We start from the raw sequence: 15,422 nt of genomic DNA, 5'->3' as shown, positions 1-15,422 counted from the left end.
CCATTCACGAGATATATGCCCCAGCGTATCCAGCGCGGCACCCGCGCAGGGCCGAAGCGGGCTACGAACGCGAGAAGAATTCGCCGATGATTCCGGCGACGAGTTCGGGCGCCTGCTTGTCTATACCGAAGTGATCGAGACCCGGGACGGTGTGGCGTTCGCAGTGCGGCAGGGTTTTCGCCAATTGGGTGTGGTCGGGGTCGGTGCGGTGCTGACGGTCCTTGTCGCCGTCCATGAGCAGCACCTGCGCGGTGATGCCGGCGTAATTGGGGTAGGTGTCGTCGAGGCGGATGATCTCGCGGTGTTCGCGCAGGTTCTCGGCGAGCTGACTGACGACCATGTCGCGTTCGGGAGCGTCCATGAACATGGGCATCATGCGGCGGAACATCCAGCGCGGCACCTTCTGCATGCCCTCCGGCCCCATGGCGCGAACGAATTCGATGAAGGCGTCGAAGGGTTTTCCCTGGTCGAGGTATTTCTCATAGGGTCGCATCCAGTCCGAGGGCACCGAACCGGCAATCGACACACCCGGTTCATACAGCGCCAGCTTGCGGATATCCGGGTTGGTGCGTGCCGCCTCCAGCGCGATCAGACCGCCGTAGCTGTGCCCCACGATCAACGCGGCCCCGGTTTTGCGCTGGAGCGCGCGAATATCCGCGCAGTCCTCGGTGATCCGATACTCCGACCCCTGTGGACCGCTCGCACCGCGCCCGCGCCGCTCCATGGTGTGCACGGTGAAGTCCTTGCCCAGCGCCGCGGCGAAGCGCGCGAAGCCGCTCGCCACCGACAGCGCTCCGGGTACGACGAGCACCGGCGGGCCCTGTCCCACAGTCAGATACGCGATCCGCGTGCCATCCGCGGACAGGACGGAATCCGCGGAGTGTTCGAACTCGGCATCAGCTGTAGCCATAACCCCTCCGGGTCATCATGTTAACTGATTCCCTTAATTATCCTAAGCGATGTTATAGTTTCTGGGTGGAATTTCTTCGCCTGTCGAAGGCTGCTCAGCGCTTGGGCGTTCACCCGGTGACGCTGCGGTTGTGGGCGGATTCGGGGAAGATTCCGGTGACATGGGTCGGGCGGGAGCGTCGATTCTCCTCGGTCGATGTGGAGGCGATGAAGGTATCCAGCGTGGGTGGGGATCGGATTCGGTTGGAGGGCTTGTACGTTCGCGTGTCCGGCTCGACCGGCCAGGAGTCGTCATTGCAGGCGCAGGAGGCCGAGCTACGTGCCACCGCCACCGGTGAGGCCGTGAAAGTGTTCCGGGATCGAGGCTCGGGGTTGCGGGAGGACCGGCCCGGTTTGAACCGGTTGTTGCAGGCCGTGACGGAGGGATCGGTGACGGTGATTCGGGTGACCCATGAGGATCGGTTGGCGCGGTTCGGTGTGGGCTGGCTCGAGCGGCTGTTCGCGGTGCACGGGGTGGGGTTGGAGGTGCTGCATCCGAAACGGTCCGGGGGACGACAGGAACTGCTGGAGGACTTCATCTCCTTGGTGACGACATTCGCGGGCCGGTTGTATGGGATGAGGTCGCAGGAGGCCCGCCGCCGTCTTCTGATGGAGTCCGGACAGTGCCCGTCGGTCGGGGGCGATGCGTGAGCAGCAAACCTGTTCTCGCCGAAGGGGAAACCACCCGCACGGCCACTGCGCGGGTACCGATCCGCCTCGGTGTGGACGATACGACCGGCGAGATCATCGACCGCGCGGTGTTGACCGACCGGATCGGCTGGTGCGTGGATCTGGTGTCCGACATGGCCATACGACTTGTGGTCGAGCATTGGAATGCAGACGACCTTGGTCTACTGGGGTCTGGGCAGGACTCGGCGGGCGACAAGCTGCCGTCAAACGCTTGGATGGCATTGCGGCGGCTCGGGTGGACGGTGAATCCGGCGGTGAAGGTCAACGACCGGATCGTGCGGATGGCACAGGAACAGGCCGGACGCACGCTTCGGTCGGCGTGCTGGCGAGCCGCGCTCACCTCGGCGATCCTGTCCAGCTGGCCGGACGATCCCCACCATCGCACCGGTGCGGAGTGGGACGCGGTCCGCGCTGCCGCACCGGGCGGGAAGTATCTGCCGTCCAACGTGGTCAAGGGCCGGACCCGGCAGATCGCCCGGTTCGCAGCAGGGCACGGGCGGCGGCCAGTAGATGTGTTCGAGCTCGAACCCGCACCCCGGACGGCGCGGATGCTGTTGCTGTCGGCGGTGGACCAGCAACAGGCCAGCATCGAACGATCGGCGATCGAGCCGGACAAGGCCGGGCTACGGCTGCAACTGCCGTTGCGCCCAGACCCCCGCACCTATAAAGACTGGGCGTGGGTGGCGTTACCGATCATCCTGCCCGCCACGGTCCCGGCGCACGCGATCCTGCACCTGCCCACTCTCCGGCTGGTGAACGGGACGGTCCGGGCGGACCTGTCGTTTACCCAGACCGTGCCGATCGCGCATCGCAGCGGCCACACCGTGGCATTGGGTGTGGACTGGGGGCTGAACACGCTGCTGTCCGCCGGAGCGGTCCGGCTCGACGACAAAGGTGTGATCACAGCGCTCGGGGCTGGTGGGCAGTACCGGGCCGCCGGAATCCTGGCCAAACAACACCGCCTCCGCCGTCTGGGGGAGACCTTGCACACCAAACACGACCACTACACCCGGTTGATCGCGGGGCGCGCCGACCATCCCCTCGCCGTCAAACAAGCGACGCTGGCCGCTGAGATCGGCCATGTCGCCAACCGGCGATCGAACCTCAACGGCGCCCTGGCGGCCTCGGCCGCTCGATGGACGGTGGATCAGGCCATCGCCACCAGCGCAACCGTCATCTATCTCGAGGATCTCCGGTCGCTCGAAGCCACCGGGATGGGGCGAACCCTCAACACCCTTCTGTCGCAACAGGTTCGGGGCGCGATCGGTAACCATATCCGGCACCTCGCCGCCGAGGTCGGGATCGCGGTCGTCACCGTCCCGGCCCGCGGCACCTCCAAACACTGCCCCCTTTGCCTGACCCCGCTGCGGCACAGCAAAGCCCCGGACCGGCCCACCGTGGCAGGGTGGAAGTGGGCGCTGTGTCCCAACCCCGACTGCCGATGGCAGGGTGACCGTGACCAAGGAGCCTGGCGGCGGATCGCCGCCCGCGGTCTGGCACATCAGAGCAAAACCGTCACCGACCGCGCCACCGGTGCCATGACCATCCGCGCCATCGACGCCGCCATGGAAGCCACCGCGATCCTCACCACCCCAACCACAGCGGTGGACCGTTCCAAAACCGGACCCACCGTGTCCCGATCCTCATGCCCCGCGCCCAGGCGACGCGGGGCACCCTCTCCCGCCCGACCCCACGGTCGGACGGGCCAGCGTCCGGAGGGACACGCCCCCACGGGCCGGACGCTGCCCCGTGCAGCACACCGGAACCAGGACGTGAGCACGATCAGCACCCCCACCGACCGGCACACGCCACGCGGAGCCGCACTGGGCGCGGGATTCCACCTGCACACCCATGCGACCCCGCCACGATGGGAACCGATCCCACCAATCCCACACCCACGGGATCACACAGGATCACTCAACTGATCAGAGACGCTACGCGCGCAAACCGCTCGCTCGTAGTACTCGACGGCCGATCGCCGCGCGAATCGAATCCTCGGTGCCCAGCACGCGGACATGTTTGCGGGCGCGAGTAATGGCCGTGTACAGCAACTCTCGGGTGAGCAGGGTGGATTCGGGGCCGGGCAGCACCGTGGTCACGGTGTCGTACTGGCTGCCCTGACTGCGGTGAATCGTCATAGCGTACACAGTGGTGACACCCGGGAATTGGGTTGGGTGCACCAGATACGGTTCGGTACCGCGCTGCAGAGCCGCGCGCAGGGTGCCGTCAGGCATGCGGACGATCACACCGGTATCGCCGTTGTAGATGCGCGCCTCGTGATCATTGGCGGTGACCAGCAGCGGCTGACCCGGATACCAGTGTCCCGGACCGGGATCGGTGCTGATGCCCGCCGCGGCGACCCAGCCCGCCGCCATCCGATCCCAGCGTTCGACACCGTACGGACCTTGGCGGTGCGCGCAGAGCAGGCGATGCGATTCGAGCGCGGTGAGCGCGGCGATGGCATTACCGGCCACGGCGGCGTCGGTAGCGGAGTGCGCCGCGCGCAGAACGTCCGCGCGCACCTCGCCGATATCGTCGGGGCCGTGCAGGGACAGTTCCGTTCCGCCCGCGCGCAGCAGTTCCAGGGCGGTATCGGCGTCACCCGCGCGTACCGCGACCGCGAGTTCGGCAATGCGCCCACCGAAGCGGCGGCCCCGGGTGAGGCGAACAATGCCGCCGCGCAGGCGTTCTCGCTCGCGGGCGGAGAGTGCGTCGGGATGTGCCGCGCTATCGCGCAATTCACCGCCGAGTATCTTGTCCAGGGCCGGATTCGCCTGTCCGGCAATCGGTCCCGCCACCAGATCGGCGAGTACCGCGCCCGCGTCGACCGAGGCCAGCTGATCCGGGTCACCGACCAGCACCAGGCGCGCGTCCGGACGTACGGCCGGGAGCAGACGGCTCATCATGGTCAGCGACACCATGGAGGTCTCGTCCACCACGATGACGTCATAGGGCAGCCGGTTGAATTCGTGATGCTTGAACCGGCTCGCGCCACCGCGCTGCCAGCCGAGCAGCCGGTGCAGTGTGGCGGCGGTGAGCTCGGGCAGGCCGATGTCCCCGGCCTGTTCACGCACCGATTCCTGCAGGCGCGCAGCGGCTTTGCCGGTGGGCGCGGCGAGCGCAATGCGCAGGGCGGGCGCACCCGGAATGGCTTGCTGATGCGCTACCAGCAGCGCCAGTACGCGGGCGATGGTGTGCGTCTTACCGGTACCTGGTCCACCAGCGACGACGGTGGTCCACTGGGTGGCGGCCAGCGCCACCGCGAGGCGCTGCCGATCCGGTGGCTCCCCCGGCCCGCCCTCGCCGGGAAAAAGCCGATCCAGTTCTCGCCGAACAAGTTCCGCGTCCACCATGGGCTGGGTGGTGGATCGCTCGGTGAGCGCCTGCCGGATGGTCTCCTCCTGCCGGTAGTACCGGTCCAGGTAGAGCAGCGGGCCGGCTGCGGACCCCGGCGGATCGATCAACCGCAGTGGGCGCAGCGGCCCGGCCGGGCTCCCGCACACCAGCGGGCTCTTGCGCAGCGCGGCGATCACCTCGTCCACCTCCGGCCACGGCAGGGTCGAGGGATCGATCGAAGACTCTTCCGTCCCTTCGGCATCCACGCCGATCTCATCCATGCGCCGCACCTCCAGGCACACCGAACCGGACCGCACCGCGCGCACCGCGAGGGCCGTGGCGAAGAGCACCAGGGGCGAGTTCTCCTGCCCCAGCCGCCCGAGCCGCAGCGCCACATGCACATCCGCTGCCGAGAGCACGCCCGCCACATTGAAGATCTGCAGCGGCCCGGTACCGCGCTGCGCCAATTGGATCGAGGTCATCGGGCGGCCTCCACGTCGATCGGTTCTCCCGCGAGCAGCAGGGACAGGTCCGTCACCAGGGCGGGCGGTGGCATCCAGTCGAATACGCCGCAGCCGTCCGGTGTTTCGGGCCCGATCATGCCGCGGACGAACAGGTAGCGGATACCGCCGAGGTGCTGGGCGGGATCGTAATTCGGCAGCCGCCAGCGCAGATAGCGGTGCAGGGCAACCGAATACAGGATTGCCTGCAACGGATAGTGCGAGCGCATCATCTCGGCGGCCATGCGTTCGTGCGTGTAGTGCGCGACGGTGAGATCGCCGGTGCCGAGGCGGTTGGTCTTGTAGTCGACCACCACGAATCGTGGTCCGCCGGTACGTAATACGGCGTCGATACTGCCGGTGAGATAGCCGCGCAGCGGAGTGTCGTCCAGGTGTGCGAGCTGGTCGGCGTATGGCAGGAAGACATCATCGGCCGGCAGGTGACGGCGCAGCAGTCCGGCGATCCGTGGCACCGTCACCCGGGTGGCGGTGGGGGTGTCACCACCTGCCAGGGGCATATCGAAGTCGAGTTCGCTGAGCCGGTCGCGGGCGGAAATATCCGCGAGAGCACCGAATCCGATCGGCGTGCGCATCACCGCCATGAGCGCGATGGCGAGCACCTCCGGATCGGCGTCGAACATCTGCTCGGCGACAGCATGCGTACAGCGTGCGCGCATCTCGGCGGCCAGATCCGGGGCGTCGGTATCGACGTACTCCAGGATCTCGTGCACCAGGGTGCCGAACTCCGCGCCGTAGGGCAGCGTATTCATGAGTGACGGTGCGGCCGTGGCGAATACATCCACCTCGTCGACCAGCGCACTGGGCGTCGCGGGCTCATCGACCACGCCACCCCCGTCAGGCTGATCACCGGCAGGCATGGCGTCGTGCGCCCCGGCGGTGAGCGCCGAGTACGAGGTGCGCCGCCAATCCTGATCCAGGTGCCGATCGAAGCGTGCCACCGCGAGCACCTCGGCGGCCATGGCGGTGTGGTCACGCGGCAACCGGGCACGCCGGATCTCATGCACCGGCTCGACCGCGATGACACCGGGCTCTGCCGTCGAGGCCCACTCCGAAATACGGTTCAGCACAACCGAATCGGCCGGCACCGGGACCTTGTCGGCCACCGCCGGACTGCCGGGTTCGCGACCCAGGATCATGCGGTGCAGGGGTGCGGTCTGGGTATCGAAGGCCGGCGCCCACCAGGCCACCACCTGCGCGCCCGCACGGGTCAGCGCCACATACAGCAGGCGCAGTTCCTCCGCCGCCTCCTCGGCCTCCGCGCGCGGCTTGCGGGTGTTGTAGCCGGAGGCTTCGGGACCACCCACATCCAGGACGCGACGGCCCTGTTCATCATGGAAGAGCAGGGTCGGCGGATTGCGCATCTTGGCGGCATCCCACGCGAAAGGCAGGTAGACGACCGGGAATTCGAGACCCTTACTGGCGTGCACGGTGGCGATCTGCACGGCCGCGGCATCGCGGTCCAGGCGACGGCTGCGATCGGCCACACTCCCCGAGGCCGGGTCACGGACGCGATCGGCGAGCCAGCGGGTGAGGGCGCTCAGGCCCAAACCCTCACGCAGCGCGGCATCATCGAGGAGCTGGGCGATCTGACGCAGATCGGTGAGCTGGCGTTCACCGCCCTCGAGCGCGAGCAGGCGCGGCGCGAGTTTCGTTTCGGCGCTCATCTTCTCGAAGACGGCGGCGAATCCGGCGCGCGCGAAAAGCCGGGCCGAGTCGCGCAGTTCCGCGCTCAGCCGCCCCACCAGATCCGCACCGCCGGAATCGATTTCCGCGGCGGCGAGGCCGAGCAGTGCCGTCCCGGCCGCCAAGCGCACCCGATCGGCGCGGTGCGGCTGCTCCAGAGCGTGCAGCACCCACAGCCACTGGGTGGCCGAGGGCGTGCCGAAAACACTCGCACCACCCGCGAGCACCGAGGCCACGCCCGCGAGTTCCAGTTCCTTGCGCACCATGTCGAGTTGCGCGCGATTGCGCACCAGCACCGCGATATCGCCTGGGCTGAGCGGTCTTTCACCACCCGCGTCGATGGTCGTACCCGATTCCAGCAGTCGCACGATATCGGCCGCCACATCGGTGGCGACGCGCTCGCGCTGCCGTCCGACCGTCGGATAGCCGGAGCGGTTCAGCGGTCCGGCGCCGGTGCGCGGTAAACACCTGAGCCGGAACGGAATCACCGCCTCGGGCGCACCCGAGAGCCGGGAGAACGGCCGGGTGGCCGCCACCGTGTGCACGGTGATCTCCTTGTGCCCCAAGGCCGCTCCGCCATGAATATGCTCCAGCGCGGCCAGCAGCCCGGCATCACTGCGCCGGTTGGTGGTGAGCTCACGACGGGAATCCGCGTGCGCGACCGCATCCAGATAGCTGAGCACCTCCGCGCCGCGGAAAGCGTAGATCGCCTGTTTCGGGTCCCCGACCAGCACGAGTGTGGTGTGCCCGTGGAACGCCCGCCGAAGAATGTCCCACTGCAGTGGATCGGTGTCCTGGAACTCATCCACCAGCGCCACCCGGAACCGGGACCGAATCCGCTGGCAGGCGCGCGGCCCGTGCTCGGCATCGGCCAGCACATCGTGCAGCAGCACCAGCAGATCGTCGAAGTCCCGCAGTCCCGAAAGCTGTTTGCGCCGAGCGGTTTCCGCGCGCGCTGCCGCGGCGAAGGCGACCCGTTCCCCCGCCGGATCATCCTCGGATTCGGCCTCGGGCACCAGCATCGCCGCACTGTCCCCCACCGCGGCCGCGGCCAGGCGCTGCGCATCGGCCGGGCTGAACGGTGGGATCTCGCGCGCGTACCGGCTCAGATACAGATCGTCGGCGACCGTGGAGACCACATCATCGACGTTCTCCACCAACCGCACAGCCGGGTCCTGCTCCCCCGCCAGCCCCAGCTCGTCCAGCATGCGCTGACAGAAGCTGTGCGTGGTGGCGATGGTGCCCGCGTCGAAGTCCGACAGCGCGGCCAGCAGCCGCTCCCGCCGCGCCGCCACCTCCCCCGGATTCGCCTGTGCCAGATGCCGAATCAGCTCATCCCCGGTGGTCTGCGCCCGCTCGGGATCCGCCAGCGCCGCCGCCACCGAGACGAACCGATCCCGCGTCCGCTCCCGCAACTCCTGCGTCGCCGCCCGGCTGAACGTCACCAGCAGCAGCTCGGAGATATCCACCCCGGCCTCGGCCACGAACCGCACCGCCAACCCGACAATGGCATAGGTCTTGCCGGTCCCGGCACTGGCCTCCAGCACCGTCGTCCCCACCGGCAACGGCCCGGTCAGCGCGAAACCGCTTCCCGAGTCGCCTTGGCCGCCAGCGATATTCGGCTCCGGGGCAGCGGTTCCGCCCGGCCGTTCCTCGGCAGCCCACAGTCCCTCGGTATCCGGCAGTGCGGACCCGGTCGGCCCCTTTTCTCGCGCGTCCGGCCCGGTACCGGCGACGGCCGCCGAATCGGCCTCGCCGGGGCGACTTCCGGAGTTCTCCTGGCCCAGGCCGAACAGGTCGCCACCGTCGTCGCCCACCGGACCAGGATGCGATTCGCCGCCCGCGCCGTCGCTGCGGCGGTGGGCGCGGCCGGCCGGGCGGAGGGTGAGGTCCGGGTCGGTGAGCGAGAACAGGTCGTCGGTCATCCGCGCCTTTCGCATTCGGGGCCGGACCGGTGGGTCGGGTGCGGGGTGATCATGGCTGGCCTTGATTCTCGTTGCTGAGCAAGGGATTCCACAGGCGGCGCGCCAGTTCACCGAAGCGGGTGGGTTCGGCTTCCATGACGGTCGGTGTGGTGGTGCGAGTTTCGGTGAGCTGATGGAAGCGCGGGGCGGGGCCGAGCACATAGCGCAGGTAGCGGTCGGTGTGTTCGCCGTACCGGCCGGGACCGTCCTTACCGCCGTCGAATTCGTGCTCCGCGGCCAGCAGCGCGTCCTCGGCGGAGGATCCCTGACAGCGGCGCTCGGCATAGGCCGCGGACGCGGCGGGGGTAATGGGAAGCGCCTCGGCCAGGCCCTCATCGCGCAGATTCGCCAGATCGCGCAGCAGCAGTGTCGCCGCGTGCGCATTCGGGGCGGTCAGGGTGGATTGCCATGCGGGCCTGGACATTTTGCCGCGCCCGATGGTGATCGCCCGCCAGCTCTGATGATTACCGGTGGCCGCGAGCGCCAGCAGCCGAACCCACGCGGCGATCCGGTGTTTCGGCGCCAGCCGGGAGAATGTGGTGCGCAGCAGCGCATCGTCGTGCACATCGGGAACGGTCCCGGTGAGACGGCGCCCATCACCCAGATCGACCGCGATATCAACTGTGCGGGACGGGATCTCATGCAGCGGCTGTGCCACCCGGACCAGCCTGTCGACGGTGGTCTCCACCTCGTCGAGGACCGCCGCGCCGAGTGCGAACGGCGGCAGCGAACCCCGTCGCCATTCGGCCGCGCGCAAGGCATTGGGGTCGACGCCGGTGAGACGCGCGTTCAGCATGCGCTCGCCCATACCCCATTTGGTGAGTCCGTCCAGCTCGATCGGCAGCCGGTCGGCGATCTCCTCCTCGCTCTCGGGAACGCGAATCCCCAAGCGCTGCCACAGGAATGCGCGAATCGGATGTTCAGCGAAGGCCACCAGATCGGCCAGCTCCACATCCCCGCGTTCGGTACCGGGCAGTGCGGCGGCCAGGAACGGCGGGCGCGGCGCGGGCGCACGCTGAGCCGCCAGCGCGCCCTCCAGGGCGACACTGTCGAAGCTGAACGGCTTCTCGGCATTGAAATTGCGACGATCGAAGGGCTGCAACGGATGTCGCTTCACAACCTGGTCCATGGCCGCACCGCCGACATGCGCCCGCACCGTATCCAGGAGTTCGGCCAGCGGAATCGCGGGTGGCCGATGCGCACCGGTCACCGGATCGGATCCGGTGTGCAGCAGCACAAGTCGCTCCCCGGCCGCCATGATCGCGTCCAGGAGCAGCTGCCGGTCCTCACTGCGCGGATCGCGATCGCCCGGGCAGCGGTGCCGGGCCAGCACATCGTCACCGTCGACGCCGCCGGTGCGCGGGAAGACCTCGTCATCGAGTCCGAGCAACACGACCACCCGATGCGGCACCGACCGCATCGGCACCATGGTGCAGACGGTCAGCTCGCCGGTGCGGAAGTTGGCGCGCGAGGGCCGTCCCGCCAGCCGCGCGGCCAACAGCGCGGCAATATCGGTGAGCCGCAAGGGAATCTGCCCGGCGTGCTCGGTGGCGGCCGCGAGTTCGCGCCGCGCCTGCACCCCCTGCCAGCCCTGGGTGATCGGCACATCGGTGAGCAGATCCAGCGCCCGACCGAGCACCGCAGCCCATTCGGAGGCGGGCCGCGCCGAGCCCGCCGGTTCCGCCAGGGTCGGCCCGCGCAGATCCCGCAGGCAGACCGCCAGCCGGTCCACATACTCCGCGAACCGCCCGGCCAGATCGATGTCATTGCTGTCCACATCGTCCAGCGGCAGTACCAGATCCAGCCAGTCCTCGGTGGATTCGCCCGCCGCCACCCCGAGCAGTACGCGATCCACGGCGGCGTTCAATGTGTTCTGCGCGAAATCGCCCAGTCCGAACGCCTGTCGCTGCCGCTGCCCGATTCCCCAGCGCGCCCCGGTCTCGGCGGCCCAGTCGCGCAGCCGCTCGATATCGTCCTCGTCGAAGCCGCAGCGCAGCCGAACCGGTTCCGCCGCGGCCAGATCCAGCACCTCGGTAACCGTGACGCGGCCGTCGGCGAGCTCGAGCAGGATGGCGATCACATCCAGCAGCGGGTTCACCGCGCGCTGCGCCCGGTCCGCCAACCGCACCCGCAACCCATGGGCCGGATGCCCCGGTGCGGCCCCGTCCAGGGACCACTGCCCGAACGCGGCCCGCACCAGCGGCGCGTAGCTCTCCACATCCGGGCAGAGCACGATCACCTCGCGCGGCTCCAGAGTCGGGTCCGCGACGAACAATCCGAGCAGCGCGTCCCGCAGCACCTCGACCTGCCGGGCCGGACCGTGGCAGGAGTGCACCATGACGCTGCTGTCGGCGAGTGCGGGATCGGGCAGGAGCGACCATCGGTCCTGCCGGATGGCGGCCTGCAATTCGGTGAGCAGGGTGCGCGCCCCGCCCGACTCGGGCCGCAGGTGATAGGTGTCGATATGGTCGTAGCCCGACAACCGCTCCTGCAACTCACGCACATCCCGGCCGAGCGCGGCGAGCAGCGGATGCCTTACGCGCACACCGGAATTCGGTATCACCTCGGCATCGGCCAGCTTGGTCCACAGCGCCGGGCTGGGATGCACCAGCCACAGGTGCACCTGCCGCCCTGCCGAGAGCGCCGACAGCACCTCCAACTGATCGGTGGTCAGCCGCGTCACCCCGAAGAGCGAAATCCGTTCCGGCAGCGACACCACACCGGGTTCGGCCCGCAAGCGCGCGCACGCGTCCGAAAGCCGTTCGGCCGGACTGGGTTCCCCCACCGCGGCCCGCAACTGCCGCCACAGCCGCGGCTGCCACACCAGATCCTCCGGGAGCGCGTGCCCGGCCCCATCGGTATCGGTACCGGCCGCCCAGTCCGTGATCATGCCGGGGCGCTGCATGGCGTATCCGGCGAACAGCTCGGCGATCCGCGCCGCGGTCGCATACCTCCGGCCCACCTTGTGCCCGCCCGCATCACCATTGCCGAGGTGCCGTGCCAGTACCGCACTCCAGGGCTCGGTCAGGGCCGCATCGAGTACGGGCAGCAGCGTCCACACCACGCGCTCGCCCGCCCACGGATCTTCCTCGGGCACCCAGCCGGTAGCCTCCGCCAAAATCCGGGCGACCAGTCCGGCCGGATCGGCGAAGTCGATATTCGCGGCGACCCCGTCCGCGTGCGCGGCACTGCCGAGCACCGTGCCCAGCCGCTGCTGCAGCCAGCGCTCGATGCCCTTGGCGGGGACCGCGATCACTTCCGGGGTGAACGGATCGCCGAGCGGATCCGCGAGCAGCTCGGCAAGCGCGTCCACGAGCGTGTCCGCACGCTCGGCACGATGAATGTGCACGACCTGTGTTTATACAGTCAGCGAACGACATGCAATCACCCGGCACTCCAGCGCGCCGGTGACACCCGCCACATGCCGAAGATTAGCTAGGGCGCGTCACCTCGAATTTCGAGTGTGGTATGCGACAGTGCATTTCGGGTGAGGTCGGCAGTTCGGCAAGGAAAGGCTGGTTGCGTCATGTCTGCGTCGGTGATTCCCATGATCCCCAGGCGCGGGTTCACTGTCCGGCGCGTCGGCGAGCGCTGGGAGCTGGTGAATTCCCGTTCCTACGGACGCGGCGTAGTACTGGCGTCCTGGCCCCGGGATCAGCACACCGAAGCCTTCGAGCACTGCTACCGCCTCAACGGCCGATCTGCCGCGCCCGGGCGAAATTCGAAACACGCTGCGACAGCGGCGTTTCCATAACCCACCAGGCAAATCCGCGCAAGACGTGCGCATCGGGCATTGTGATGTCTATTGTGTTCCACCGTGCGTTCTCCCATGGCCCGGCGCTCCCGCGTGGCCGCCTCCGCTTGCGTTATTGCCGCCGCTGCCGTGATTCCCACCGCGACGGTATTCATCCCAACCGCCGGGGCTCGCCCGGTACTCATGCAGGGCTGCCTGCCCGGCTTCGACTGCGATCTGAGCAATCGGATCGCCGCGGTCGACAGCTACCTGGCGTCCCGTCCGGGCGTCACCGGATATGTGGTCCGCGACCGCGTCTCCGGCGGCATCTACCGAAATGCCAACTCGGACAACATGTTCTGGACCGCCTCCACCATCAAACTGGCGATCGCCGAGGATCTGCTGAACCGCGCGCGCATCGGCGCCATCACCCTGGACCCGGGCGACCGCGGCCTGATGGAGTCCATGCTGGCAACCTCCAACGACAATGCCGCCGACATCCTGTGGAACAAATTCGCGGGCATCGACCGGATGGCGTTCAACAACGCCTTCCGCGCCAACGGCATGGCCGGACTGATCCCGCTGCAGCCCACCACCTCGCTGGAGCAGATCAAGCTCTTCCCCGACTGGGGCTTCCAGCAGTGCACGCCCAATGACCTCGATCGACTGATGGACAACGTGCTCACCCGCATGCACCCGGACGATCGCGCCTACCTGGTGGACCGCATGCGCCGGGTCGACACCAATCAGCACTGGGGCGTCTGGGGCGCGGGCGCGGCCATGCAACCCGGCCTGAAGAACGGCTGGTCCGACGAGCAGGGCGGCTGGGTGGTCAATTCCGTCGGCTTCGCCGGCCCCGGCGAGCGGTACACCCTGGCCATCATGACCGAACAGGGTCCGGACGGTAGCTACACCGACGGCTCGGCGACCACCACACGGGTCGCCCAACTGCTGTTCGCGGGTCGCTGAGCTGAACCATCGACCATCCCACTACCCTTGACGTGAGAAGTGACGTAGTTTCACCGTCTGGCTAGGAGCAGGGACTAGATGAACGCCGATAATTCCGTCGCACAGCGCCACCGCGTGGTGGTGATCGGGTCCGGGTTCGGCGGCCTCTTCGCTTGCAAGCACCTGCGGAAAGCCGACGTCGACATCACGCTCATCTCCAAGACCTCCACCCACCTGTTCCAGCCGCTGCTGTACCAGGTGGCCACCGGCATCCTGTCCGTCGGCGAAATCGCCCCCGCCACCCGCATCGTGCTGCGTAAACAGCAGAACGTGCGGGTGATCATGGGCGAGGTCGACGATATCGACGTCGAGGGCGGCACCGTCACCTCACGACTGCTGAACCAGGACACCATCACCCCGTTCGACAGCCTCATCGTCGCCGCCGGTGCGCAGCAGTCCTACTTCGGCAACGACCACTTCGCCACCTATGCCCCGGGTATGAAGACCATCGATGACGCGCTCGAACTGCGGGCGCGCATCCTGGGCTCCTTCGAGGAGGCCGAACTCGCCACCGATCAGGAGACCCGCGAACGGTTCATGACCTTCGTGGTCGTCGGCGCGGGACCCACGGGCGTCGAATTGGCCGGGCAGATCGCCGAACTCGCGGACCGGACCCTGGACGGCACCTTCCGCAATATCGACACCCGCGACGCGCGCGTCATCCTGGTCGAGGGCGCGGGCGCGGTGCTCGCACCCATGGGTCCCAAGCTCGGCGGCAAGGCGCATCAGCGGCTGGAGAAGATGGGCGTCGAGATCCAGCTCAATGCCATCGTCACCAATGTGGACGCGCGCGGGGTCACCATCAAGGACGGCGACGGCACCCGGCGCATCGAATCCGCCTGCAAGGTGTGGTCGGCCGGCGTGCAGGCCAGCGGACTCGGCAAGATCCTGTCCGAGCACTCCAAGGGCACCGAGGTGGACCGGGCCGGGCGCGTCATCGTCGAACCCGATCTGACCATCAAGGGCTACCCGAACGTCTTCGTGGTCGGCGACCTCATGTCGGTACCGGGCGTACCCGGACAGGCACAGGGCGCGATCCAGGGCGGCACCTACGCGGCCAAGGCCATCAAGGCCGAGGTCGAGGGCAAGCAGCAGCCGCAGGAGCGCAAGCCCTTCAAGTACTTCGACAAGGGCTCCATGGCCACCGTGTCGCGCTTCAGCGCGGTGTGCCAGATCGGCAAGCTGGAGTTCAGCGGTTTCATCGCGTGGCTGGCCTGGCTCGCCCTGCACCTGTACTATCTGGTCGGTTTCCGCAGCCGGTTCGTCACCGTGCTGCAGTGGTTCACCTCCTTCCTGGGCCGCCATCGCGGGCAGATGGCCGCCACCGAGCAGTGGGTGTTCGCCCGCCTCGCGCTGGAGGCCCTGGACAATCCCGAGGACGCGCGCGAACTCGCGAAACAGATCGGCGGCGAATCCGCTTCGGAGAACGGCAAATCCGTAGCGAACGCCAAAGCCGCCGAAGCCTCGTAACGACACGCAGAACTGCGGCGATGGCGGCGCGGCACGCGGATCAGCCCTGAGTGGGACCAATCCGGCACA

8 protein-coding genes are annotated in these 15,422 nt (G+C 68.2%); 4 read left to right on the top strand and 4 right to left on the bottom strand.

All coding sequences use genetic code 11. From position 1 onward, the window contains the following. Positions 1–61: 61 nt before the first annotated feature. Entirely contained in the window at positions 62–910 is an 849-nt protein-coding gene (locus GFY24_RS13455) for an alpha/beta fold hydrolase (RefSeq protein WP_153805361.1), read from the bottom strand. 65 nt (positions 911–975) lie between these two features. Here GFY24_RS13455 and GFY24_RS13450 point away from each other — a divergent pair, with 65 nt between their 5' ends. Together GFY24_RS13450 and GFY24_RS13445 are read left to right on the top strand one after the other, a co-directional pair. Beyond that, complete coding sequence (locus GFY24_RS13450) at positions 976–1,599, top strand: IS607 family transposase (protein ID WP_194852852.1); 624 nt, start codon at positions 976–978, stop codon at positions 1,597–1,599. Then, on the top strand, positions 1,596–3,563 hold the full coding sequence (locus GFY24_RS13445; protein WP_228566268.1) for a hypothetical protein: 1,968 nt from the start codon (positions 1,596–1,598) through the stop codon (positions 3,561–3,563). The genes GFY24_RS13450 and GFY24_RS13445 overlap by 4 nt, the downstream gene beginning before the upstream one ends. Before the next feature lie 9 nt (positions 3,564–3,572). Here GFY24_RS13445 and recD read toward each other — a convergent pair whose 3' ends face one another. From recD to recC, 3 genes are read right to left on the bottom strand one after another with little or no spacing between them, the layout of a single operon-like run. Further along, a complete protein-coding gene (gene recD, locus GFY24_RS13440; protein ID WP_153805359.1) occupies positions 3,573–5,456 on the bottom strand; it encodes an exodeoxyribonuclease V subunit alpha in 1,884 nt (627 codons plus the stop codon). Then, positions 5,453–9,103 carry a UvrD-helicase domain-containing protein gene (locus tag GFY24_RS13435; RefSeq protein WP_153805358.1) on the bottom strand — a complete coding sequence of 1,217 codons (3,651 nt, stop codon included), beginning with the start codon at positions 9,101–9,103 and terminating at the stop codon, positions 5,453–5,455. Before GFY24_RS13435 ends, recD begins: the two co-directional genes overlap by 4 nt. 49 nt (positions 9,104–9,152) lie before the next feature. Further along, positions 9,153–12,491 carry an exodeoxyribonuclease V subunit gamma gene (gene recC / locus GFY24_RS13430; RefSeq protein ID WP_309230809.1) on the bottom strand — a complete coding sequence of 1,113 codons (3,339 nt, stop codon included), beginning with the start codon at positions 12,489–12,491 and terminating at the stop codon, positions 9,153–9,155. A 480-nt stretch (positions 12,492–12,971) separates the two neighbouring features. On the opposite strand from recC, the gene GFY24_RS13425 reads away from it, so the two are divergent. Beyond that, on the top strand, positions 12,972–13,844 hold the full coding sequence (locus tag GFY24_RS13425; protein WP_153805536.1) for a tat pathway signal sequence: 873 nt from the start codon (positions 12,972–12,974) through the stop codon (positions 13,842–13,844). 78 nt (positions 13,845–13,922) lie between these two features. Continuing rightward, on the top strand, positions 13,923–15,353 hold the full coding sequence (locus GFY24_RS13420; RefSeq protein WP_153805357.1) for an NAD(P)/FAD-dependent oxidoreductase: 1,431 nt from the start codon (positions 13,923–13,925) through the stop codon (positions 15,351–15,353). Positions 15,354–15,422: the final 69 nt, after the last annotated feature.

Source organism: Nocardia sp. SYP-A9097, assembly GCF_009649815.1.
Taxonomy (GTDB): domain Bacteria; phylum Actinomycetota; class Actinomycetes; order Mycobacteriales; family Mycobacteriaceae; genus Nocardia.
The sequence above is the reverse complement of the archived record's forward strand: the minus strand, read 5'-3'. Positions and strand labels throughout refer to the sequence as shown.